Origin of the sequence: Acinetobacter sp. NIPH 1852, from assembly GCF_022549455.1 — a bacterium.
In the GTDB taxonomy this organism is placed as follows: domain Bacteria; phylum Pseudomonadota; class Gammaproteobacteria; order Pseudomonadales; family Moraxellaceae; genus Acinetobacter.
This window is the reverse complement of the sequence record NZ_JAKZGG010000008.1, coordinates 38706-63393: the sequence shown is the minus strand read 5'-3', so window position 1 is coordinate 63393 and position 24688 is coordinate 38706. Positions and strand designations below refer to the sequence as shown.

The window sequence follows — 24688 nt, the reverse complement described above, 5'->3', positions numbered from 1 at the left end:
CATACATATAGTTTTTTTAGAACTTTTTTCTTTAAAAACTATGATTTACCTAAACTCTAGAATCTATATACACGCTAATAAAATATATGATTCTAATTGAAACAAGGTTTAATTTTTAATAGATACTCCCTATTAAAAGAGGAAATAAATATGAAAAAAGTTCAGCGCGCAACATTAGCAGCAGAATCTGTATATAAGGCTGGTAAAGAACACTATCATTTCAATATGGCTTGCTTAGAATTTGGTGAAGAAGCTGTTTTATCAGAAATGACTCAAGAGATACGTGACTCAGAAACATGTTCTTTTGAAGATGCAGCTCTACGGGCAGCTACTGAATTTAGAAACATAAAAAGACTAGAAAGTGGGGAGAATAGATTTAAAAACATTCGAACCAAATGCGCTAAAGAAACAAAACGCCCACCTGAGGAGGATCTACCCTTAATTAAAGCGTAAATTCTTAAATTATTCTCTATCAGGATGAGGCTTTGAACAATGTTTGGAGCCTCACTATCAAAATAAAAAAAGTTTACAGAATTATTTCTAATGTCTGTAAACTTTTTTATAACACTCTATCAATAAAGAATAATTTTATAAACTTTACAAAAGTATATCTCTAGTAGGTGTCAGAACGGTAAATCATCATCTAAATCAGCAGGTGCTGTCGCAGCAGGTTGTGGTGCAGATTTTGGTGTATTAAAACCATTACCCGCTTGTGGATTGCCCGCATAATTGCCTTGACCCTGACCACCTTGGTTATTGTTATAACCTGTATTTTGGTAACCACCGCCTTGATTATTATTGTTATTAAAACGTGGTTGGTTGAAATCGCCACCGCCTTGTTCACTACTTTGCTGACGTGAATCCAACATTTGCATTTGATCGCCACGAATTTCTGTGGTGTAACGCTCTTGACCATTTTGGTCTGTCCATTGGCGTGTACGCAATGAACCTTCGATGTACACTTTTGAGCCTTTGCGCAAATATTGCTGCGCGATTTCACCTAAACGGTTATGCAATACAATACGATGCCACTCAGTCTGTTCTTTACGTTCGCCCGTACTTTTATCTGTCCACGATTCACTGGTTGCAATCGAAAACTGTGTGAGCGAGCCACCATTTGGAAAAGTTTTTGTTTCAGGATCTTTACCCAAAGTACCGACTAAAATTACTTTATTCACACCACGCATTTGCTGTCATCATCCTATGTATTTCTGTGTTTTACTTTATAAGAGTTATGCTTAAATGGCTAGCTCTTTCCCCAACAGCTGCGTTAAATCATGTCGCGCGGCAGCATCTAAGCACTGTTTATCGACTTTAATATAAGCAACTTGCTGATCAGGCATCACCACAACTTCTTCAATACCACGAATTGCCAATAGTTTAGAAGTCCACTCATCCATTTGTTTAATTTCAGGTAATGTAAACACCACTGAAGACAAATAACGGGGCTGGGCGAGACGAAAACTAATCAACAACCATAGTATAGCAATGACTGTCAGCACACTCCAACCCAGTGCAGTATTCTGTAACATGATCAATTGACCACCCAGCATACCACCACAAAATGCACCTAAAAATTGGGCACTGGCATTCACCCCCATCGCAGTCGCTTTGGATTGCAGCGGTGCCGATTTAGACAACCACGATGGCAATAGCGCTTCCATCACATTAAAGGCAATAAAGAAAATACCTAAACCTACCAATAACAGATATTTTGATTCATAACCAAAAATCAAAATAAAGAGTCCGAGAATAATCCCTACGATTGCAGACAAGAAAATGCCGCGCATTTTGCGATATTTTTCAGCAATGATAATGCTTGGAAAAGCAAAAAACAGACTAATCAGCAATAACGGTAAATACACCCAACCATGTTTTGCCAAAGGAATTTGAGCATATTCGATTAACTGCGACGGCACATACAAAAACATCGCGGTGAGAAGTAAATGTAAAGAAAAAACAGAAACATGCAGTCGATTCAAATCAGCCATCTGAATGACTTGTTTAAGCTGTGGCAAATAGCCTTGTTGAAAGTTGCGATGATGGCGTGTGACTTTGGGAACCAACGACAACATCACGATCGCAATCAAGCCCATCAGTGTGGTAACCCAAAATAGCCCTGAGATTCCCACGAGATGAGTCAACCAAGGACCTAGGCTAAAGGCGACCACAAATGACAGACCGATACTCATGCCCATAATCGCCATGGCTTTAGTGCGTTGCTCTTCACGCGTCACATCTGCCAGCAAAGCCATGACCACCGCAGAAACCGCGCCAGCGCCCGCAATTGCTCGACCAATAATCACCCCATAAATGGTTTCTGACATGGCCGCAATCGCACCACCGAGTGCAAATAACAATAAGCCAAGGATGACCAAAGGCTTACGATTAAACCGATCAGCCAGCAAACTAAATGGAATCTGTAACAGTGCTTGGGTCAGTCCATACACGCCGACCGCCAAACCGATCAATGCTGGTGTTGCATATTGATATGATTGTCCTGCAACCGCAAACACAGGAATAATCATGAACAAGCCCAACATGCGTAAGGCAAAAATGCTACTTAAGGCAAAGGTTGAACGGCGTTCTAAAGCATTCATCATTTCAAGACACTAAAACTGGCTCAGCGGATTATAAGCCATCCGCTCACAAAGCGTTAAATAAAAACACAACCAAAAAATTAAAAAGGGACGTTTCCGCCCCTTCATATCATGCTAATTCAGTAAACTGAATTCAAGCTTAAGACAATTGTTGCTGTCGCTTGTTATATTGAATAGAAGCGATCACCGCCCAAACAATAAATGCCACACCAATCAAACCTGTCACCACTTCTGGTACATGCACACCCGTACCACTGCTAATCATGATAAAGGCCAAAGCACCAATCGCATAGTGCGCACCATGTTCTAGGAAAATATAAGCCTCTAAAGTACCCTTCTCGACCAAATAAATCGTCATCGAGCGCACGAAGATCGCACCAATCGCTAGACCGAGCATGATGATTACCACATCACTGGTAATCGCAAACGCACCAATGACGCCATCGAAACTGAAAGATGCATCGAGCACTTCTAAATACAAGAAACCACCAATCCCTGCTTTTACCACACCTTTCGACGCACCATCAGCACCTGAGGTTACTGCATTTCCACTCTCGTCTACTTCGGGTTCACCACCCAGTAAATGACTTAAGACTTTCACGCCAATGTAAACCACAATGCCCCAAATACCCGCCATGGTCACAACCAAACGCTTCGCTTCATCGACATGCGACGCCATAATCAACATCGCCACCAATGCAATAAACACAGACATCGCAGGGACACTGGCCAAATGCGCAAGTTTAGATTCGATCCAACGGAACCAATGGGTTTCTTTTTCATCATCAAAGAAGAAGTTTAAAAACACCATTAACAGGAATGTGCCACCAAAGGCAGCAATCTCAGGATGATGTTCCATGAGGCGTGCGGAGTATGCCTTTGGATCATTCAGTGCCAATTTCACCACTTCCATCATACCCATGTCTGCGGTCACAGCCACAATCATAACGGGGAAGATTAAACGCATGCCAAATACAGCGATTAAGATACCGACAGTTAAGAATAGCATCTTCCAAAAATGATCCCAGTTGCGTAACACTGAGGCATTCACAACAGCATTATCAAATGAGAGTGAAACTTCCATAATGGCCAAGATGGCCGTAATGGTTAAGGCTTTGAGCATGGTTGACACACCCGCCTCAGGGCCATGCGTATAGCCCCAATAAGCAGACAGTGCCAAGCACACGATCGTAAAGAATATTGAAAAACGGAAATGCTTCATGAGCAGCCTTTTATTCGAAATTGTTGGGTCATAAAAATGTGTCTATTGTAGGCGAGTTTTTGCCGAAAGATAGTGCAGATTGTTGGACTTATTTTGAGATCAAAAGCGATTAAAACGGAGTTCTGTTATAGTTTTAACAAGATGCATTTTTATCATTTTTTAACAGGTTCAATTGATGACTTTTTCCCAAACACTTTGGCAACGCAACCACGATTTATATCAACAAATTTTAGCCTTGCCCTTTAACCAAGAACTTGCTGCGGGAACCTTGGATCGTACGGTTTTTTGTCATTATGTGATTCAAGATGCACATTATTTATTGGCTTATGGTCGTGCGCTTGCGGTTGCAGCAGCAAAAGCCTTTGATGCCGATGATGTGATTCAGTTTTCTGAGGCTGCCAAAATTGCGATTATTGTTGAGCGCAGTTTGCATAATGATTTTATGCAGGAATTTGACGTCACTAAAACCGAGTTTGAAAACACACCTTTGACACTCGCTTGCCATCATTACACCTCTTTCCTGACAGCGACCGCTTGGTCAGAAAGCTATCCCGTGATTTTGGCAGCGCTACTGCCTTGTTTCTGGATTTACGCGGAAGTGGGGAAAGATATCGTAAGCCAATCGGTTGCGAATAACCCGTACCAAGCATGGATTGATACATATGCAGGTGAAGAATTTAATACAGCGGTACGCAATGTGATCGCGACCGTGGATAAAGTAGCGGCGCGCTGTGATGAAGATACTTTAGCGAAAATGCACGCGGCTTATACCATGGGTGCAAAACTGGAGTGGTTGTTTTGGGACAGTGCCTATCAAAAACGTCAATGGTTCGGTTTAGACAACATTTAACCGATTAAAATCATTTATATCGTCGTAAAAAAGCCCCAATTAAGGGGCTTAGTCGTATATCGTATCGTCCGATATACTGTATGAGGCTCATCTCAAACTGATTGCATTAAAACACAAACGAGATCGAGTGAATACCTTTATCCATTAAAAAAAGTTAACCGCAATTAAAGCAATCAATGCCGGCACAGCTTGAATATAAATAATCTTTTTACTGGCGGTCAGCCCACCATAAATACCAGCCACCAACACACAGCCTAAAAAGAAATTCGCTAAAGGCAATGCGTAGCTTTCAGGTGCACACAACGACCACAATAAACCTGCGGCAAGAAAACCATTATAAAGACCCTGATTTTGTGCCAAGACTTTGGTCAGTTGTGCTTTTTCCAAGCTATTACCAAATGCCTTTAAACCCGCGGGTTTATCCCACAAAAACATTTCAAGCACTAAAATATAAACATGCAATAAAGCAATCAATCCTACGAGCAGTTGTCCGATCATACTTTTTTCCTTTTTATTGTGTCTGAACTTAAACAGACCAACCGCACGGCTGATCTGCTATTTTTCCAATTATGGTTTTAATAATACTTTACCCTGACGAGCGCCCTGAGTCGCCTTCAGTGCAGCCGTTTTAATGTCATCAAAACTAAAAACACCCTCAACAGGTAAAATCAGTTTCTTTTGCGTCGCAAGCGTTAACAACTCAACAAACAACGCTTTTTTACGTTCTGCTGGCATTTCTTTATTCACTACACTTGCCCAAAAACCTTTTACCGTCGCTTGTTTGAATATCAAATCACCCGATGAAATCTGCATGGTTTCGCCCGTCATACTGCCAAATGAAACCAATAGACTATTTTCACTTAGCAAATTCAGCATCTCACCACTAGCCGTTCCACCGATTGAATCGACCCCAGCAATCAGAGTTTGATCCACATGAATGGCTTTGACTTGTTGCTTCCAATCCTCCTGATCAGTTGCAACCACATGTTGGATACCTAAAGCCTGCATCTCAGCAATTGCATCTGTACGACGTACTAGGTTAATGACTTGTAAACCACGTGCCTGTGCAATCATGGCAACTGTTTTACCGACTGCGCCATTGGCGGTATTTTGAATCAACCATTGTCCTGCTTGAACATTCACGAAATCTAATAACATCAAGGCACTAATCGGCATCCCGATCAATTGTGCTGCTGTTTCATCATCAATCGCATCGTTTAAAGCAATGATACTGTGTGCAGGAGCAATAAAATATTCAGCCCAACTTCCATGGACACCAGCAACTGCTACACGTTGACCGAGTTTACTTTGATCAACGCCTTCACCGACTGCATCGACAATGCCCACTGCTTCGCTACCCCCAATAGCAGGTAAGGTCGGCTTATAGCCATAACTACCACGCACGGTCCAAACATCATGATTATGCATCGGAGACATGATGGTCTTGATACGTACTTCACCCGCTTTGGGTTCAGGTTGAGGCATATCACCTAACGCTAAAACGTCTACGGGTTCGCCAAATTGATGATGGATAATACTTTGCATAATTTATTCCTGTATCGGTTGTAACAGCTGTTGCGTGGTTTCTAAGGCCAAATGTAATGGTGCTTTGTCCTGTGCCAATTTGGTCATCAATGCAGCACCTAACCATAGTTGGTACATCACTTGAGCTGTTTTGAATGGGTCAAGATGTGTCGGAATCGAACCTTGCTGTTGCCCTTCTTGCAGCAATAAAGCCAGCTGTTGCGTAAGCCGATGCACACCTAAGTTCAAAATCTGTCGCATGTCTTCTGATAGATCAGAAACCTCTGCCGCGAGTTTCACAATTAAACAATTCTCTGCCCAACTGCCATAAATAGGATCGTCAATCCACGCCTGCCACAAAGCTATCAACCGTGCATAAGCACTTGATTCGCTCTGCTGCCAAAGTTGTTCCATTCGTACTTTATAGTCAGCCATATATTGCTCTAACAAAGCACAACCAAAGGCTTCCTTTGAAGCAAAATAATGGTAGAACGAACCTTTCGGCACATCACAGGCTTTTAAAATTTCTTGTAAGCCAACGCCGACAAAACCTTTTCGCAGTACCAATTCAAAACTGGTATCTAAAATGTGTTGTCGAGTTGCTTCACTCTTCATTGATCGTTTCATGTCCATACTATAAATTAATATTAGACCAGTCGTCTAGTAAAGTTATGTATTTTTCTTCGCCTACACCTTAGCTGTAGATATCTGTGGCAATGAATGATAAAAATACAACTCGGTTAGCGTGAGACAGTGGTTATAAATGTGGTCTAACCGTCACAATTTGTCGTTTTAAATATTTTTATACCACTTGAACAATTTTAAGGCGCTATCATATAAGACCTGTTCAACAGTAAGATGCTGCTCAGAAATTATTTTAAATTTAGATGTACTGAATCTTCCAGCATTGCATTTAAATTGAATAATTGATGATGCATGACATCAATGTTCAACGTCGTTTGATTTTCTATTTGCATATTATTGAGATGTTTTAATGAGCCAAAGTCATATCCGTATTCGAGGTGCACGTACCCATAATTTAAAGAATGTGTCACTCGATATTCCACGTGACAAGTTTGTGGTGATCACAGGGCTTTCAGGTTCAGGGAAATCATCGCTCGCATTTGATACATTATATGCTGAAGGCCAACGTCGCTATGTTGAATCGCTTTCGGCCTATGCACGCCAATTCCTTTCGCAAATGGAAAAACCTGAGGTTGATTCCATTGAAGGTTTATCGCCTGCAATTGCGATTGAGCAAAAATCCACGAGCCACAATCCTCGCTCAACTGTCGGCACGATTACTGAAATCTATGACTATTTGCGTTTGCTATATGCGCGTGTCGGCACACCGTATTGTCCTGAACATGACCTCCCGATGGTGGCACAAACCGTTTCAGAAATGGTCGATGCGGTCAAAGCGCTAGAAGAAGGCACCGCACTGATGTTGCTTGCGCCTGTGGTACGTGAACGTAAAGGTGAATACACTCAACTGTTTGAACAATTACAAGGTCAAGGTTTTGTCCGTGCACGTGTCGACGGCGAAATTATTGATATTGATAGCCCACCTGAACTGGATAAAAAGAAAAAACATACCATTGAAGTGGTAGTGGATCGTTTTAAAGTCCGTGATGACTTAGGCAATCGTATCGCAGAGTCTTTTGAAACAGCACTGCGTTTAGGTAGTGACATTGCCGTTTTATCATGGATGAATGGAGAACACCCTGAACGTGTTTTTTCAGCCAAACATTCATGCCCTAAATGTGATCGTGCTGTGGCAGAACTTGAACCGCGTTTATTCTCGTTTAACAATCCATTTGGTGCCTGCCCTGTCTGTGATGGCCTAGGCACACGCAGTCATTTCAGCGCAGATAAACTGATTCCAAATCCTGAACTCGCGATTAGCCAAGGGGCTATCCGAGGTTGGGATAGACAGCGTCCGTATTACTACACCATGTTGCAAAAAGTCGCAGATCATTTTGGCATTGGCTTAGATGAACCGTGGAATATGCTGGATAAAGACACACAAAAGAAATTCTTACAAGGCACAGGCAAAGAGAAGATCGACCTCAGTTATATCGATGAGCGTGGTCGTAAACACAACCGTGTTCAAGCCTTTGAAGGTGTATTGCCGCATTTAGAACGTCGTTATCGTGAAACCGAATCAAATTATGTACGTGATGATCTGGCGCAATATTTATCTAATGCCGCCTGTGATGCTTGTGATGGTTCGCGTCTCAATGAAATCTCTCGTCACGTGCGTGTCAAAGATAAAACAATTGCCCAAATCACTAAAATGTCGATTGGTGATGCTGAAAATTATTATCAAGACCTGAATCTTGAGGGTGCAAAAGGTGAAATCGCCGATAAAATCTTTAAAGAGATTCGTGAGCGTTTACATTTCTTGGTCAGTGTCGGTTTGAATTATTTGAGTCTGGCACGTTCAGCAGAAACCCTCTCTGGTGGTGAAGCACAACGTATTCGTTTGGCTTCGCAAATTGGTGCAGGCTTGATGGGTGTCATGTATGTACTGGATGAACCATCGATTGGTCTACATCAGCGCGATAATGATCGCTTGTTGCAGACTTTGGTTCGCTTACGTGACTTAGGCAATACCGTGCTTGTGGTCGAACATGATGAAGATGCCATTCGTGCTGCCGACCATATTATTGATATTGGACCAGGTGCAGGAATACATGGCGGCGTCATTATCGGTGAAGGCAGCTATGATGAAATTGCCAACAATAAAGACTCGCTTACAGGTCAGTATCTTTCAGGCAAACTGAAAATCGAGATACCTAAGCAACGTACCCTGTCACCACGCCCAGACGAATTTATCAAACTCTCTGGGGCAAGTGGTCATAACTTACAAAATGTCGATCTCACTATTCCATTGGGCATCATGACCTGTGTCACTGGCGTTTCGGGTTCAGGTAAATCGACCTTAATTAACCGTACCTTATTGCCTTTGGCTGCAACTCAGCTGAATGGCGCAACCACACTGACTGCCGAAAAATTCGATTCGATTGATGGTTTGCAGCATCTCGATAAAGTGGTTGATATTGACCAAAGCCCGATTGGACGTACTCCGCGTTCGAACCCTGCGACTTATACAGGTTTATTCACTCCAATTCGTGAATTATTTGCACAAACGCCTGAAGCCAAAGCACGTGGTTATAGTGCAGGTCGTTTCTCGTTTAACGTCAAAGGTGGACGTTGTGAGGCCTGTGAGGGCGATGGCATGATCAAGGTGGCGATGCATTTCTTACCTGATATGTATGTGCCGTGTGATGCTTGTCATGGCAAACGTTATAACCGTGAGACTTTAGAAGTTGGTTATAAAGGCAAGAACATTTCTGATGTTTTGGAAATGACCGTGGAAGATGCTGCAGAGTTCTTTAGTGCGATTCCTGTGATTCACCGTCGCTTAGATACCTTAATGCAAGTCGGTCTGGGTTATATTCGTTTAGGTCAAGCCGCAACCACACTTTCAGGTGGTGAAGCACAACGGGTTAAACTGGCACGTGAGTTGGCAAAACGAGATACAGGTAAAACTTTATATATCTTGGATGAACCAACCACTGGTCTACATTTCCATGATATCGCCAAGCTACTCGACATCTTGTATGAGCTACGCAACAAGGGAAATACCATTGTAGTAATTGAGCATAATTTGGATGTGATCAAAACTGCCGACTGGGTGATTGATTTAGGACCTGAAGGCGGTTCGGGTGGCGGTCAAATCATCGCTGAAGGCACACCTGAGCAAGTGGCTGAGGTTGAAATGTCGCATACAGGTCGTTTCTTAAAGCCGATGTTATTGATATAGTAAGAACATCTTTTAAATATAGATTTAACATGGAAGAAATTTTTTTAAAAAAGTATCACCATCGAACATTCATAGTTATGGTGATACTTTGTCTTTGTACATATACTTTGTTTCGTTTCTTTTTATTACCATTCATAGATGAAAATGAAAAAATAACTTTAGCTAAATTTATAGGAATTCTATTAGACACTTTAATAGCTTCTTTTCTTATTACTATCATTATTAGTTATTTCATCTGGTTTATCACACCTAAAAAACATCTTAAGTCAACCATATCTGTGATTGAGCCTAAAGAGATAAATCAACTACTTAAACAAAATACATTTTCAACCAAAAAATGGATTTATAAAGGTACATGTGGGCGCTTTACTAGAGCAATGACATTACCAATATTGGCTAAATATGCTCGAGAAGATAGTTTAGGACGTACAATTGATATATACCTTCTCAATCCATTAAATGAAAGACTTTGTAAAGATTATGCTATCTACCGTAGTGGCTTAAAATCTGGCTCAAAACAACAGTGGACACAAAAAATTGTTCAAGAAGAAATCCTAGCGTCTACTATTAGTGCTCTCAAATATTCCAAATGTGAGCCACTATTAGATGTTAGATTGTTTTATCTTGATACTTTTTCATCTTTTAGGTTTGATATTTCAGATGAAGTAGCTGTTGTTACTAAAGAAGACCCTATGGCGAGTGCGTTATCTGCATCGAAAGGGTCTTATTTTTATGATTCATATCTAGAAGATATTCGAGTTATTTCAAAACATAGCCAAAAAATTGATTTATCTAATGAAACAAATATAGAATTAGATCAGAATCTTAGAAAATGTTGTATCGAGTTATTAATCAAAAATTATTTTAACTTTGATACACAAAAATTAGCTATAGATTATAATTCTATAGCATGTAAAGTTAATTCTCCTTCAGATCCATATTCATGAATTTCAAAATAAATCACAAAACAGATATTGATGCAGAGCAACTTTTTCAGTTTATTTTAGATAATAGACTAAAAATTACGACACATCCTTTGGGATTTTACTGCTGTAGAATTTCTACAGGAGCTAGTAGCGATATAAGATTACATTTTTGGGATAAAAATCTTTTATCTCAGGAGTCTTTCACAATTCACACTCATCTTTTCGATCTTGAAAGTTATATTTTATACGGATCATTAAAAAATACTATTTTCGAATATTCCAAGGAAAATAAAGGTCTCCGATGCTCCGTGTATCAAACAAGCTATAATGGCAATCAATCAATTATTAAAGATCAAGAAACTCTTAGTTTTCTTTTTATAGATAGTGAGACAATTTATAATGCAGGTGATACTTATTCTTTAAAATCACACCAAGCACATAAAAGTGAATTAATTTCACCTTACGCTATTTCATTGATGACTACACTAAAGCATCAAGCACACATAGCTTATGTTTTCGGCACATCAGAACTTCAAGACGAAAAGTATATCGAGTATCATCGCCGTGAATTAAATCAAGTCGAATGTTATGATTTAATTACAAAATTTAGAAAAATAATCAATCGATAATAATTATACCACTACATTCTTACCTCTGGCTTTCGCTTTTAACAACGATTGATCTGCTTTTTCCAAAAGCTCTAACCAACTCTCTGCACCAATAGCCACTCCAATACTGACAGAAACCTGAATCGCCTTCCCCAGACTTGTAACAACGATATTTTGCGTAGCAATCCCTAAGCGAATACTTTCCGCAATCGCTTTCGCTGCCTCCATTTGAATACTTTCAATCACTACCAAGAACTCATCACCGCCATAACGCACGATAAGATCAGAAGCACGTACATTTTGCTTAAGTTGTTCTGCAACCATTGCGATCACCTCATCGCCAACCAGATGCCCGTATTGATCATTTACGAATTTAAAATGATCAATATCGATCGCAAACACACATGTTTGAGATAGTGCATTGGGCTTAGCAGTCAAATCATTAATATATTCTTCTAATGCCAACCGATTTGATACACCCGTAAGCGTGTCGGTATTTGCAATTTGCTTGAGTTGCGACTCCATCAAATCACGCTGTTTAAGCATGACTTTTAATTTATTAATCGCTTCAAACAAGGTATAAAACTCATGTTTTGATTTCTGACGAGAAGGTGGTTCATGCATCGTATCCGATAAACCCAAAATCATCTCACGTGCTTTAATCAAAGGGCTAAACACCTTTCTCTTGGTATAGATCATCGTAAATAAAGCAATTAATAATGATAAGCTTGAAATAGATAGTGTAAAAAAATACTGTTGTTTGGCATTTTTATTCTGTTGCGTTGCGATAAGCACACTGTAATCCAAAATATACTTTTGTAGATCGATGACGGTGGTGTATTTATCAACAATTTGCTCTGTCAGTTGCGTCCCTGTTAAAAAATACGTTTGATTATTTTGACTTTCATCCAATAATCTACGGATGATAGGTAATCCTTGCTCTAAGAACTCCGTTCTTACACGTTGGTGTAATCGAATGTAATCTGAAGTTTTCATATATTGCGGTTGAATGACATCAACCAAGGACCAAAGATATCTAGCCTGATGCTCCGTTTGCAAAGTCCTTGCACGGTTTATATCAGAAATTTTTTCAGAAAAAGTAATCGGTGCCATAACATTAGATGCAACTCGTCCTGCCTGATCACGCATATCCGTTAGAATCAATATTGAAATAAAATAGTTCGACATCTTACTGTCTTTACTTTTCGACTGCGCCATCAACTCATTAAGAAGCTCACGACTGTTATCCCAAACACTGAACATTGTTAAAATGGCATGATCTAGTTGCGGTGATGTCCGCTGAGACTGTGGTATTTCCGCATAAGCATCAACGATTTTACGCGCATGCTCTAATTTTACTTTCAAATTAGTTTGGAGCTGTGTTGCTACTGAATTAAAACCTGCTTGATTTAAAATAGATACTGTTTCATTAATCTGCTCATCAACGACTAATCTAAACTCTGCCAATTCCTGTTTATTTTTTACTATTTCTTCTGATGTACTCGACATAACCTTATTTGCAGGTCCGCGCTCTCTGGAAATCTTATTCGCTGTTTGGACTAATGCACGTAAGCTGGTGATTTCACTCAAAACCTGATTTGTTTTATTATATTCTTGAAAACTATTAAGAATTAAAGGAATAGAAATATATAGAATGGATAAAATAATAATCGCCATGCAAACAAAAAGTCGAAGGCTGATTTGTTCTGAACGTAATTTAACGCGCCTTAAGTTACGCCCCATTAACCCACCTTGTCTTTTTCAAAAAAGCCATTCCGATGTATTTTTAAACAAAAAATGATTTTACCTGTGTTTTCTCAACCACAGCAACTTTTTCAATTTTCTCAATATCATTGATCAAATCACCTAGCAGCAAGACTATTGAATAAATAGATTCTAAAGATAAAAATTATCAATTTCACAAATCAGGCTTGTCCGCACATAATTTAATCAAGCCAAGCAATATCTGAATCTGAACTTTTAACCCTCTAGGATGTTTTCTCCCCCAAGTATAAACATCCTATTTCCAAGCCCAACTTTTTCGTTAAAGTTGGGCTTTTTTTAAGAAAAAGATTTTATTGCGTCTCTAACAATTTCAATTGTTGTAATGCCTGATAAACAATCGCTTTACGCGCATCGCCCTGCTTAGGATTATTTATTTGCATATTTAAAGAAAATGCAATCACCTGCCCATTCGGTTGCTCAATCCAGCCTGTCCACCAACCTACTTGCGGCGTTACATCCATACCCCAACCACTTTTGGCATAAATTTTGGTTCCTTTAACTTCATCAACCAAAACCATCTGTTTCACTTGTTCCTGCACAGATTGATCAAATGCAAGCTGCTTATGAGCCAAAGCATAAGCAAATTTAACTTCTTCAACGGGGGTAATCTTCAGTGGGCCAACCAACCAAAAATCATCGACTTGCGTTCCGATCTCAGCATTGCCAAAGCCCACTCGTTTCACTTCGTTTGCCATCAGCTCTAAACCAATACGTCGAGCCAACTCTTGATAAACAGGCACTGCCGATGCCTGCATCGCCTCAGCTAAGGTTAAATCTTTTTCCCAGCTCGCAAAAGCACGCTTTTTGCCATCCCATTTAAACACTTCGTTTGGCGAACTTTTGTGATGCTGTATCCCAATCAAAGCATTTAACATCTTGAAGGTTGAGGCTGGAATATAAGCCGTATTCGATCGACTCAGCGCATTGCCATATTCTTGAAGTGTTTGCCCATCATATGTAACAAATACGCCAACAGTTTGAGCATGTTGGAATAAAGAAGCGATCTCGGTTTGGTCATGTTTTTTTGACACGGCGCTTTGAGTTGGGGCGTGCAAATTTTGGCAACCTAGCAACGTCAGTCCAATCATTACAGATGCGCAAAGGCTAAGATGTTTTAGTATTTTTGGCATAAGAAAAGCAGAAGTCGAGTATAGATTTGATTACTATAAACCTTTTGTATTATTCGCTCTGTATTGTTATCTCATCTATAATAGGAAATGAACAGACAAAAAAAAGCTCAACCTTGGGGAAAGCTGAGCTAGTAAACTACAAATACACAAAGAAAATGTTCCGAGATCGTAAAATGCAAATTACCTATCTCTTGCTTCACATTATGTGAACTATACCTCACAATGTAAAACTGATTAAACAAATTACATTTAAAAACTTAATCGGTAAATCAGATTTAATCTTTAAATCATTTCTTTCTCAGTTTTAAATTGATCATGATTTCATCAAAAATTATTCGCTATTTTTTGTATAGTTCATCGCAAAATTATTAAAAAAATATGCTCAAAACACACTTTTAATGGCAAAATTATGACACAAGCCAGCACACATTAAATGTAAAAAACGATCATATCAATCGAATTAACCAATTAAATAATTCTCGTACAGTCCTCAAAAATGATCTACAACCTTAACATCAACCAGTCATATCTATTTGTTAATTATAAATATTATTAAAGTTTGACAACAAACTTCGCTTTTGTTTGTTTTTTGAACAAACTTCAATTTAGGCTTCACACTTCGTCGGAGGCTTAGATTTATGACATTGACATCATACTTTGTTACAATACAATGAGTCCAACTTAACTCAATCACTGTTAAAGCTGGAAATTATTATGAAAAAACTCGGTTTAGCCACTGCTTTATTATTAGCCATGACCGGTGCTAATGCTTATCAAGTTGAAGTTCAAGGTCAATCTGAATTTTTAGATACAACTGTAAATGACAAAAACTTTACTGGTGCTGGACAAGCAACTTACTACTTCAAAGATGTAGACGCTTCTAAAGGTCCTTTAGCTGAAGCTGCGTTCTTAAACCACGCATCTAATGTTTCTGCTGCTTATAGCTATACTAAACATGATGGTGATGAAGTTGTAACTTCTGAAACTCAATCATATGGCGCAAAAGGTGAAGCTTACATCCCTACACCATACCTACCGGTATATACAAGCGCATCTTATAGCCACACTAAATCTAAAGTTGACGGCGAAAAAGACAATGGTGACCGCTTCGCATTAGAAGTTGGTACTATGCTTACTCCTAACTTCTTAGTTGCTGTTGGTTATACAAACATTGCTGACCAATTTGCTTTAGATGCAAACAGCGTACTTTCAAGCGGTATCGTAAAATCAGTCGCTCAACCATTAGTGATTGGCGAAGACCAAGATGCAATTACTGCACGTACTAAATATGTAGGTAACATCGACGGTACAAACATGGCTGTAGGCTTTGAAGCTGGTCTTGTTTATGGCGATACAACTGCATATGAATTAAAGTCTGACCTTTACCTAACGCCTAAGTTAAGCGTTGGTGCTTCTTATGCAGAAGTAAGTGCAAGCTCTAACCCAGCAAGTGACAAATTCTCTCCAATCAAATCTGCTTGGGGCGCGAACGTAAACTACTTCATCACTCCAGCGGTTGCTGTTGGTGCAAGCTACGTAAATGCAAATGCAGTAAATGCTGACTTAGATACGCAAACTGTTGGCGTAAACGCGAAGTTCCGTTTCTAATATTGAATCTATGCTCTATATAGAGCAGACGATACATCATAAAAAACCAGTTCATTTGAACTGGTTTTTTATTTTTAAAGATCAAAGAGAAATAAAGTATCGCACCTTTATCTTTATATTGAATTACATCTTTTTGTCTTCAATATTTAATGCACCAATGGCTAATACGGCTTGAGTACGGTTTTGTACGCCTAATTTACGAAAAATCGCAGTCACATGCGCTTTAATGGTGGCTTCTGAAACCTCTAACTCATAGGCAATTTGTTTATTCAACAGCCCCTCAGCGACCATCATAAGCACACGGAATTGTTGGGGGGTCAGTGATTGCAGACGTTCTGCCAAAGCTGTCTCATCGGCGGCTCTTGGGTCAAAACCAGCATGTTTCGGTAAACTTGGCGGTAACCAGATTTCCCCTTCTAACACATGCTTAATAGCTTCACCAATATGACTTGGATGTGATGACTTCGGAATATAACCCATTGCCCCATGTGCGATGGCACGCTGAATAATCGAAGCCTCTTCATGCGCTGATACCACTATGATCGGAATGGCAGGATATTGCGCCCGCACATAGACCAGAGCAGAGAAACCCGAAGCACCAGGTAGATTTAAATCGAGTAACACTAAATCTGGTTCTGCACCCTGTTCTAAACGCTTATAGAATTCGTTTACATCAGCCGTTTCTTGGATCTGCGCTTGTGGCAAACTGTAACGAACCGCTTGAATTAAAGCATGTCTAAAGAGAGGGTGATCATCTACAATTAAAATATTCATAAGCGCTATAAGCAATCTGCTGTTTTAGTACGTCACTGTACGGTGTTTATTAAAATTAACCTATCTAAGCCTATTTTTAAATAAACCATTGGTCAAGCACTCTGACATTTTTTATTCCCTTTTCCAGTAAAATAAATCAGATATTCGTATAAATCAGATCAAATCAAATTTAACATTCAAAATTTTGAGGAGAAACATAGAATTAAACCACTGTGAATTTCCAATGTTGTGCGATTGAGCGATATATCTTTAAATCAGATAAGCTTGCAGCATTTCCTTATTTTACTGTGGTGCAGCGATATAGATAAATAAAAGCCATTGGTAATGAACTTTTATTTAGGCAATCACTATGTCCAATCGTAATGCAGTTTCTACTCCCCTCAATATCGTTGCTGTTTCTGGGGGTTTAAATAGCCCATCAAAGACTGAGAGCCTCGTCCAAGCCATTCTGGATGAGCTTGCAGAAGCCATTCATATCAAAGTACATTTTGTAAAACTTAGCGAAATTGGGCCGTTATTAGGTGGTGCAATTTATCGAAATCAATTACCCCAACGGGTACAAGATGACTTGGCTGCGGTAGAGGCGGCTGATGCATTGATTGTTGGTACACCTGTTTATCGTGCTTCATTCACAGGATTATTCAAACACTTCTTTGATTTCGTCGAACAAACAGCGTTGGTCGATGTTCCAGTTTTATTGGCTGCTTCAGGCGGCAGTGATCGTCATGCATTGGTGCTAGAGCATCAATTGCGTCCTTTGTTTAGCTTCTTTCAAGCGCAAACCTTACCGATTGGGGTCTATGCAACTGATCGTGATTTCACACCAGAATATACCGTCAAAAGTGAACAGTTGTCTGATCGCGTGACCTTAGCCGTGGCACGTGCGTTACCGATTCTCGAATGGGCGCCAGCCAAAGGACAACGCGCTGCCGTGATCAAAGCCAAAACCGAACAGGCCAATCAAAACTTAGGGATTAACAAGCAGATTGAACAAGCAGAGGTTTTACCATCTGCGGCCGTTCCAGACTTAGATGCAGCCGAATCTCGCTTGCACCCCAAGTCTACAAAGAATTTAACCCACGTCGCATAAAATCAAAAATGTCTAGAGGGTAGAAAAATGACAACAACATCAGCAATTAAGTTCGCTTATTGGGTCCCTAATGTCAGTGGTGGACTTGTGGTCAGCAATATCGAACAACGTACCGATTGGAGCTATGACTATAATATCCGTCTAGCACAAGCTGCCGAGAAAAGCGGTTTTGAATACGCGCTAACCCAAATTCGTTTCACTGCAGGCTATGGCGCAGAAAATCAACATGAATCGGTCAGCTTTAGTCATGCGCTATTAGCCAAGACCGAAAAACTTAAAGTGATTGCTGCCATCTTACCTGGTCCATGGAAGCCTGTACTTGCAGCGAAACAACTAGCGACTATTGACTATCTCACCCAAGGCCGTGTTGCGATTAATGTCGTCAGTGGATGGTTTCGTGGCGAGTTCGATGCAATAGGCGAGCCTTGGCCTGAACATGATGAGCGTTATGTCCGCTCTGAGGAATTCATTCGTACACTCAAAGGCATTTGGAGCACGGACGATTACAGCTTTGAAGGGAAATATTATCAATTCAAAAACTACACCCTAAAACCAAAACCTTTGCAGAAACCTTCTATTGAAGTGTTCCAAGGAGGGAGTTCACGTGCTGCGCGAGATATGGCCGCACACGTGTCAGACTGGTATTTTACCAATGGCAATAGCATTGAAGAAATCAAAAAACAGGTCGACGACGTTCGTCACAAAGCCAAGCTTGCCCATCGACAAGTGAAGATCGGAGTGAATGCATTTATCATTGCCCGCGATACAGAGCAAGAAGCACATGCTGTGCTGAATGAAATCATCGCTAAGGCAAATGTAGAGGCAGTCAATGCTTTTGGAGATGCAACCCGTGAAGCAGGTGCAGCTGCACCAGAAGGCGAAGGTAATTGGGCAAAATCAACTTTCGATGATTTAGTACAATATAACGATGGCTTTAAAACCAATTTAATCGGCACACCGCAACAAATCGCTGAACGCATTGTGGCGTTAAAACATGTGGGCGTAGATCTTGTGCTGTCTGGTTTTCTGCATTTTATTGAAGAAGTTGAATATTTTGGAGAGAAAGTACTGCCTCTGGTGCGACAGTTGGAACAAGAACAACGAAATCAACTAACTGCTAAATCGGCTTAAACTTAAATGGTATTTTGAATAATAAGAAAAATAAAAGGTTGTGGCGCAAAAAACTACCCCCAAGACTCGGCTTGGGGGCTTTTTCTATTTATCCTTCAACACTGCTGGCTGTTGGATACACTGTTGCAATTAAGGCATCAACCACCGCTGGTTCAGCAAGGGTTGAAGTATCGCCCAAGCTATCCAATTCATTCGCTGCAATCTTTCTCAAGATACGACGCATGATTTTACCCGAACGAGTTTTTGGTAAAGCTGGCGCCCAATGCAAGGCATCTGGCGTTGCCACTGGACCAAGGACTTTACGCACCCAATTGACCAACTCTTTACGTAACTCTTCAGACTCAGAGACATCCGCTTGTAACGTCACAAAGGTACAAATGCCTTGCCCCTTAATATCATGTGGCATACCAACCACAGCCGCTTCAGCAACTGCTTCATGGGCCACCAGTGCACTTTCAATTTCAGCAGTCCCTAGACGATGTCCAGAGACATTGAGTACGTCATCGACACGACCTGTGATCCAGTAATAGCCATCTGCATCGCGACGTGCGCCATCACCTGTGAAATAGCTATTTTTGAAGGTCGAGAAATACGCTTCAATAAAGCGTTCAGGATCACCCCAAATGGTGCGCATTTGACCCGGCCAAGAATCTTTAATAACAAGGTTACCTTCATTGGCACCTTCAAGTTCATTGCCTTCACCATCCACCAAAGCAGGCTGAACCCCAAACATTGGTCGAGTTGCTGAACCTGGTTTCAATGCAGTGGCACCTGGTAATGGTGAAATCAAAATACCGCCTGTTTCTGTTTGCCACCATGTATCCACAATCGGGCAACGGCCTTCACCGACCACTTCGTTATACCAATTCCATGCTTCTGGGTTAATTGGTTCACCCACTGAGCCTAATAAACGAAGGCTACTACGATCACTTTCACGAACATAAGCATCACCCTCTCGCATCATGGCGCGAATCGCGGTTGGTGCAGTATAAAGAATGGTGACATTATGCTTATCAATTACATGGCCGATACGTGCCCAAGTTGGATATTGTGGAATACCTTCAAACATGACCGTTGTCGTGCCATTACACAACGGTCCATACAGTAAATAACTATGTCCTGTAATCCAACCCACATCGGCCGTACACCAGTACACATCATCTTCTTTAAGATCAAACACTTCTCTAAACGTGGTATTTACATACACCAAATAACCACCAGTGGTATGTAATACGCCCTTCGGCTTACCTGTAGAGCCAGAGGTATACAAAATAAATAGTGGATCTTCCGCTTTCATCGGTTCGGGTGGGCAGTGTTCATCCACTTCCATGATTTCGAGGTGATACCACAAATCACGTGCTTCATTGAACTGAATTGGATTGCCCGTGCGATGTACCACAATTACATGTTCAACGCTATCCGTACCCTGAATCTGTAATGCAGCATCCACATTTTCTTTTAACGGAATGATCTTGCCACCACGCATCCCAGCATCGGCAGTAATGACTAATTTCGCTTGGCTATCGTCAATTCGGCTGGCCAAAGAGTCCGGTGAGAAGCCACCAAATACCACACAATGTACAGCACCGATACGCGCACATGCCAACATGGCAATCGCAGCTTCAGGCACCATTGGCATATATAAAACGACACGGTCACCTTTAACTATCCCATGTTTCTTGAGAACATTGGCAAAACGACAAACTTCATCGTGCAATTCAGCGAATGAAATAATTTTATGACGTGATGGATGATCACCTTCCCATATAATGGCAGGCTTTAATGGATTGTCTTTTAAATGACGATCCAGACAGTTAGCAGAGACATTCAGCTCACCATCAGCAAACCATTCAATTTTGAAATGATCTGGGTCAAAACTGGTATTTTTGACTTGGGTAAATGGTTTAATCCAATCAATATTTTGTGCTTCTTCTGCCCAAAATGCATCAGGCTGTTCAATAGAATATTGATAGCGATTGAAATAGTCTGTTTCCGAAATTCTTGCCGTTTCTTTAAATTTTTCAGGCACTGGGTAGATTTCTTTCATAACTTATTACTTCCTTGGTCTTTTATCTCACACCCTAGATGTACACATCTATTTCTTGGGTATGCTTGTGCTTTCTTGCAGTATGGCGAGCATATACACGAGTAAACAATGCGGCTTTGGTCGTAGGAGTATTGTTGTTATACACCCAATCTAGTTTGAAAATTTATTTAAAATAATTTAAATATGAACGACTTGTCGATGGTTTTTATTCTCAAAATTGATCGTTATTTTGATCATTGACCCACGCTTAAGCGCGCGAATCATCAGAAATACCGACCATGAGGATCGTCTATTCAGCAACATTTTTTCCAACAATAATCATAAACGATTACGATGATTTCGTTATAAAATAAACCGCTAAAGCTGTTAGTAAATTTTTCGTCCATGTTGACCATACATTCACCAAGATGATAACTTTCTTAATCAGACCTTATAATTAAATAGAGACTTCCCCTTGGCAAATGAACAAAAAACTATAACAGATGTAGCCCATGATACTGAAGAAATGATTCATCGGGCCAGTGAAAAAACCACTCAGACTATGTTGGGGTATACAGAAAAATACCAAGATACATACACTGCTATCGATAAAATGGTGCTGGTATTTTGGGAACGCCTACCTTATATCGGCTTAGCCATTATTGCTTTTATTTTGTTTTGGTTACTGACCAAATTATTTAAACTCTTTGTCGATAAAACCCTCAGTAATCGCTCTTACGCTCGACAAAATTTAGTCCTTGTTCTACATCGGGTGGGCACAACTTTTATCCTATTTTTAGGTTTCCTGATCGCACTTGTAATTGCAATTCCAGGTTTTACTCCAGGTCAACTCGTCGGTGCTTTAGGGATTGGCTCAGTTGCCATTGGTTTTGCCTTCAAAGATATTTTTCAAAATTTGTTGTCTGGCATTTTGATTCTACTAGGTGAACCATTCAAAATTGGCGATGCCATTATCGTAAGTGGCATGGAGGGAACGGTTGAAGATATTCAAATTCGAGCCACATTTTTACGCTCCTATGATGGCCGTCGGATCGTAATTCCAAATGCCACGGTCTATACAAGCCCCGTTACCGTCAATACGGCTTATCAGCAACGACGCTGTGAATTTGTTGTGGGGATTGGCTATGATGATGATGAACAAAAAGCCAAACAAATCGTGTTGGATATTCTCAACAATGAACGTACGGTACTGAGCCATCCAACGTTCTCAGTGAATGTAACTGCACTGGCGGATTTCTCTGTCAACCTCACAGTGCGCTGGTGGATTAACACCACTGAAACCGATATTCTGTCCTCTTCAAGTATGATACAAGCACAGGTTAAACAGGCCTTTAGTGCCCAAGGAATTAATATTCCTTATCCGATCCAAGAATTTAAGGTTCAGTCAAACCAAATCGCTCAACTTCCAACAAACATAAAGCCCTCAGATAATCAAACGACCTAAAATATAAGAAATAGCGGTTTCTGTACGTAAAATACGGTTGCCCAAGCGCATCGCTTGGCAACCATTTTTTTTGAGCAGCTCAATCTCATACGGGATAAAACCACCTTCGGGTCCAACGATCACAGTACATGCCTGTTGAATGGCATGCGGCATCGACTGGTCTGCATAAGGATGCGCCACATAGGCAGGTTTTTCGGCGCTAATCAAACTTGGCAGCACATCCTCTACAAAAGGTTTGAAGCGTTTATACATCTGAATTTTAGGCTCAACCGTATCGCCTGCCTGCTCTAGACCCAAAGTGACATAGTCATTCAGTTGTTGCAAAAATGGGCTTTGCCAATAGCTTTTATCTACCCGATAACTATGAATCAAGCTGATCCGCTCCACACCCAGTGTGACCGCATCCATGATGATGCGACGCAATACTTTCGGTCGCGGTAACGCCAGAATCAAATGCACAGGAAGTTTTTCAGGTACGTCCTCCACCTGAATCGGCTTCAACACAATCCTTTGCTCTGAAATATTCAAAACTTCAGTGAGATAACGCTGACCATGACGAATACCGATTTTTAAAGTATCGCCTATATTCAATTGAACATGCTGTTTTAAATGTTGTAATTGACGTGGATTTTCAATCAACCATTGCTCTGCGCAAGCTGTTTGAGAGGGTTCAAGTAAAACGATGTTCATGGTGCATCTGTTGCTTTCAAATAGTGATCGAGCAGTTGAATATGCTGTTGCAACGAACCTTGATTGCGTTGCAACACCACTTGAGCCTGTTCGATGAGTTGCTGACGTTGCTTTGAATCATCCAAACAGCCGAGAAGCTGTGCTGTCACCTGTTCAGCATTTTCCCCGACCAAAATTCCTCGTGCTATAACGAATTCATCGACAATGCTTTGGAAATTAAAATACCGAGGGCCTATGACCGTGGGCACATTCAACACCATCGGTTCTAAAATATTGTGCCCGCCACCGGGTTCATTAAGTGAACCACCAACAAAACACGCCTGACTCATGGCATACCATAACCACATTTCACCCATACTATCGGCTAGAAAAACTTGGGTATTCGCCTCGATACGCTGTCCTAAACTGCGACGCTGCGTATTTAAATTTAGATTTTGGCAAACTTTATAGACTTCATCAAAACGCTCAGGATGACGTGGCACAACGATACAGAGTAAATTTGGGTTTGAATTTAAATGTGGTTGAAGCTGCTTCAGTAAAATTTCTTCTTCAGGCGCATGCGTACTGGCTAAAGTTATAATTTGCCGATCTGCCAATTGCCAATCTTGTTTTAGTTGTTCTGCTTGCTCAATAAAATCAGTTGATGCGGTAATATCAAACTTAATATTTCCCACCACTTGACTCTTGGTTTGATCTAAACCTAAATCAACATAACGCGCTAAGGTGGCGGAATCTTGTGCCAACATCCACGTGAGTTGCTGCAACATCGGCTGGGTTAATCGTCTCACCTTGGCATAGCCTTTGGCTGATTTTTCTGATAGTCGAGCATTCAATAAAATACAAGCAATCTGGTGCTGCTGTGCTGCTGCAATTAAATTTGGCCAGATTTCAGTTTCGACTAACGCTAGAATTTTCGGTTGATACAGTGCAAAAAACTGCTTGAGCAAAGGCTTTTGATCGACAGGCAAATAGACGGCTTGAAATAAATCCAGATAAGGTGCTTTTAGAAACAGGGATTTTGCGCGGGCTTGACCTGTCTTAGTGGTATTGGTCACCAAAATGGGATGACCTAATTTTAAATAATGTTCGATTAACGGCTGCGCTGCATTGGTTTCACCCACCGAGACTACATGAAACCACATTGCATGCAGATTTTTAGGCGGTTGAAAGGGACCAAAACGCTCAATACATTCTTGTTGAAATAGCGCATCACTTTCAGCACGTTGTTTTATTTTCCAACGATATAACGGCTTGAGACAAGCCAATAAAAAGTTATACCAAAATGGGGTTTGCTGTGCTGATTTTTCCTGCGCCATTCGAGACCATGATTCACTATTTGATTTCAGCTCATTATGCGGAATTTAAACAAAAAACTCATGCCATTTTTTTAGGGTTCATTGATATTCAACAAACCTTAATGACATGAGTAA

21 protein-coding genes are annotated in these 24688 nt (G+C 40.5%); 9 read left to right on the top strand and 12 right to left on the bottom strand.

Features of this window, described 5'->3' with window-relative positions:
- The first annotated feature begins 96 nt into the window (after nucleotides 1-96).
- On the top strand, nucleotides 97-453 hold the full coding sequence (locus MMO38_RS08205; protein ID WP_171496143.1) for a hypothetical protein: 357 nt from the start codon (nucleotides 97-99) through the stop codon (nucleotides 451-453).
- A 170-nt stretch (nucleotides 454-623) separates the two neighbouring features.
- Here MMO38_RS08205 and ssb read toward each other — a convergent pair whose 3' ends face one another.
- From ssb to MMO38_RS08190, 3 genes are all read right to left on the bottom strand, one after another.
- Complete coding sequence (ssb, locus tag MMO38_RS08200; RefSeq protein WP_241323220.1) at nucleotides 624-1187, bottom strand: single-stranded DNA-binding protein; 564 nt, start codon at nucleotides 1185-1187, stop codon at nucleotides 624-626.
- A 51-nt stretch (nucleotides 1188-1238) separates the two neighbouring features.
- Complete coding sequence (locus tag MMO38_RS08195; protein ID WP_241323219.1) at nucleotides 1239-2603, bottom strand: MFS transporter; 1365 nt, start codon at nucleotides 2601-2603, stop codon at nucleotides 1239-1241.
- 136 nt (nucleotides 2604-2739) lie between these two features.
- On the bottom strand, nucleotides 2740-3822 hold the full coding sequence (locus MMO38_RS08190; protein WP_241323218.1) for a DUF475 domain-containing protein: 1083 nt from the start codon (nucleotides 3820-3822) through the stop codon (nucleotides 2740-2742).
- Nucleotides 3823-3997: 175 nt separating this feature from the next.
- On the opposite strand from MMO38_RS08190, the gene tenA reads away from it, so the two are divergent.
- Nucleotides 3998-4672: a thiaminase II gene (tenA, locus tag MMO38_RS08185; RefSeq protein WP_005194007.1), complete on the top strand. Its 675-nt coding sequence runs from the start codon at nucleotides 3998-4000 to the stop codon at nucleotides 4670-4672.
- 144 nt (nucleotides 4673-4816) lie between these two features.
- Here tenA and MMO38_RS08180 read toward each other — a convergent pair whose 3' ends face one another.
- From MMO38_RS08180 to MMO38_RS08170, 3 genes are all read right to left on the bottom strand, one after another.
- The gene (locus MMO38_RS08180; protein ID WP_005194008.1) at nucleotides 4817-5170 is read right to left on the bottom strand and encodes a DUF1304 domain-containing protein; all 354 of its coding nucleotides are present in this window, start codon (nucleotides 5168-5170) and stop codon (nucleotides 4817-4819) included.
- Nucleotides 5171-5239: 69 nt separating this feature from the next.
- Entirely contained in the window at nucleotides 5240-6217 is a 978-nt protein-coding gene (locus MMO38_RS08175) for a zinc-binding dehydrogenase (protein WP_241323217.1), read from the bottom strand.
- A 3-nt stretch (nucleotides 6218-6220) separates the two neighbouring features.
- Nucleotides 6221-6823, bottom strand: a complete 603-nt coding sequence (locus MMO38_RS08170) for a TetR/AcrR family transcriptional regulator (protein ID WP_241323216.1) — start codon at nucleotides 6821-6823, stop codon at nucleotides 6221-6223.
- 367 nt (nucleotides 6824-7190) lie between these two features.
- On the opposite strand from MMO38_RS08170, the gene uvrA reads away from it, so the two are divergent.
- Genes uvrA through MMO38_RS08155 form a run of 3 tightly spaced genes read left to right on the top strand, consistent with a single transcriptional unit; the run spans nucleotide 7191 to nucleotide 11580 of the window.
- A complete protein-coding gene (uvrA, locus tag MMO38_RS08165) occupies nucleotides 7191-10025 on the top strand; it encodes an excinuclease ABC subunit UvrA (protein ID WP_241323215.1) in 2835 nt (944 codons plus the stop codon).
- A 29-nt stretch (nucleotides 10026-10054) separates the two neighbouring features.
- Nucleotides 10055-10972 carry a hypothetical protein gene (locus MMO38_RS08160; protein WP_004683501.1) on the top strand — a complete coding sequence of 306 codons (918 nt, stop codon included), beginning with the start codon at nucleotides 10055-10057 and terminating at the stop codon, nucleotides 10970-10972.
- On the top strand, nucleotides 10969-11580 hold the full coding sequence (locus MMO38_RS08155; RefSeq protein ID WP_004683502.1) for a hypothetical protein: 612 nt from the start codon (nucleotides 10969-10971) through the stop codon (nucleotides 11578-11580). Before MMO38_RS08160 ends, MMO38_RS08155 begins: the two co-directional genes overlap by 4 nt.
- A 3-nt stretch (nucleotides 11581-11583) precedes the next feature.
- Here the strand turns inward: MMO38_RS08155 and MMO38_RS08150 are convergent, their stop codons facing one another.
- Entirely contained in the window at nucleotides 11584-13302 is a 1719-nt protein-coding gene (locus tag MMO38_RS08150; protein ID WP_241323214.1) for a GGDEF domain-containing protein, read from the bottom strand.
- A gap of 332 nt (nucleotides 13303-13634) precedes the next feature.
- The gene (gene blaOXA / locus MMO38_RS08145) at nucleotides 13635-14474 is read right to left on the bottom strand and encodes a class D beta-lactamase (protein ID WP_241323213.1); all 840 of its coding nucleotides are present in this window, start codon (nucleotides 14472-14474) and stop codon (nucleotides 13635-13637) included.
- Nucleotides 14475-15185: 711 nt separating this feature from the next.
- On the opposite strand from blaOXA, the gene omp33-36 reads away from it, so the two are divergent.
- Nucleotides 15186-16082, top strand: coding sequence for a porin Omp33-36 (gene omp33-36 / locus MMO38_RS08140; RefSeq protein WP_262450922.1), 897 nt, complete (start codon nucleotides 15186-15188; stop codon nucleotides 16080-16082).
- A gap of 123 nt (nucleotides 16083-16205) precedes the next feature.
- Here the strand turns inward: omp33-36 and MMO38_RS08135 are convergent, their stop codons facing one another.
- Nucleotides 16206-16856: a response regulator transcription factor gene (locus MMO38_RS08135; protein ID WP_005194029.1), complete on the bottom strand. Its 651-nt coding sequence runs from the start codon at nucleotides 16854-16856 to the stop codon at nucleotides 16206-16208.
- A 349-nt stretch (nucleotides 16857-17205) separates the two neighbouring features.
- Here MMO38_RS08135 and msuE point away from each other — a divergent pair, with 349 nt between their 5' ends.
- Nucleotides 17206-17946 (top strand): FMN reductase, encoded by a 741-nt coding sequence (gene msuE / locus MMO38_RS08130; protein ID WP_121929007.1) that lies wholly within the window; start codon nucleotides 17206-17208, stop codon nucleotides 17944-17946.
- A gap of 27 nt (nucleotides 17947-17973) precedes the next feature.
- Nucleotides 17974-19077, top strand: a complete 1104-nt coding sequence (gene sfnG, locus MMO38_RS08125) for a dimethylsulfone monooxygenase SfnG (RefSeq protein WP_241323212.1) — start codon at nucleotides 17974-17976, stop codon at nucleotides 19075-19077.
- Nucleotides 19078-19165: 88 nt separating this feature from the next.
- On the opposite strand, the gene acs is transcribed toward sfnG, so the two are convergent.
- Nucleotides 19166-21124, bottom strand: a complete 1959-nt coding sequence (gene acs / locus MMO38_RS08120) for an acetate--CoA ligase (protein WP_241323211.1) — start codon at nucleotides 21122-21124, stop codon at nucleotides 19166-19168.
- A 454-nt stretch (nucleotides 21125-21578) separates the two neighbouring features.
- Between acs and MMO38_RS08115 the strand changes: the two genes are divergently transcribed.
- Nucleotides 21579-22568, top strand: a complete 990-nt coding sequence (locus MMO38_RS08115) for a mechanosensitive ion channel family protein (protein ID WP_241323210.1) — start codon at nucleotides 21579-21581, stop codon at nucleotides 22566-22568.
- Here MMO38_RS08115 and MMO38_RS08110 read toward each other — a convergent pair.
- Nucleotides 22548-23258, bottom strand: a complete 711-nt coding sequence (locus MMO38_RS08110) for a 16S rRNA (uracil(1498)-N(3))-methyltransferase (RefSeq protein WP_241323209.1) — start codon at nucleotides 23256-23258, stop codon at nucleotides 22548-22550. The two genes, MMO38_RS08115 and MMO38_RS08110, sit on opposite strands and share 21 nt — an antisense overlap.
- Nucleotides 23255-24574 (bottom strand): 3-deoxy-D-manno-octulosonic acid transferase, encoded by a 1320-nt coding sequence (locus tag MMO38_RS08105; protein WP_241323208.1) that lies wholly within the window; start codon nucleotides 24572-24574, stop codon nucleotides 23255-23257. Before MMO38_RS08105 ends, MMO38_RS08110 begins: the two co-directional genes overlap by 4 nt.
- Nucleotides 24575-24688 lie beyond the last annotated feature (114 nt).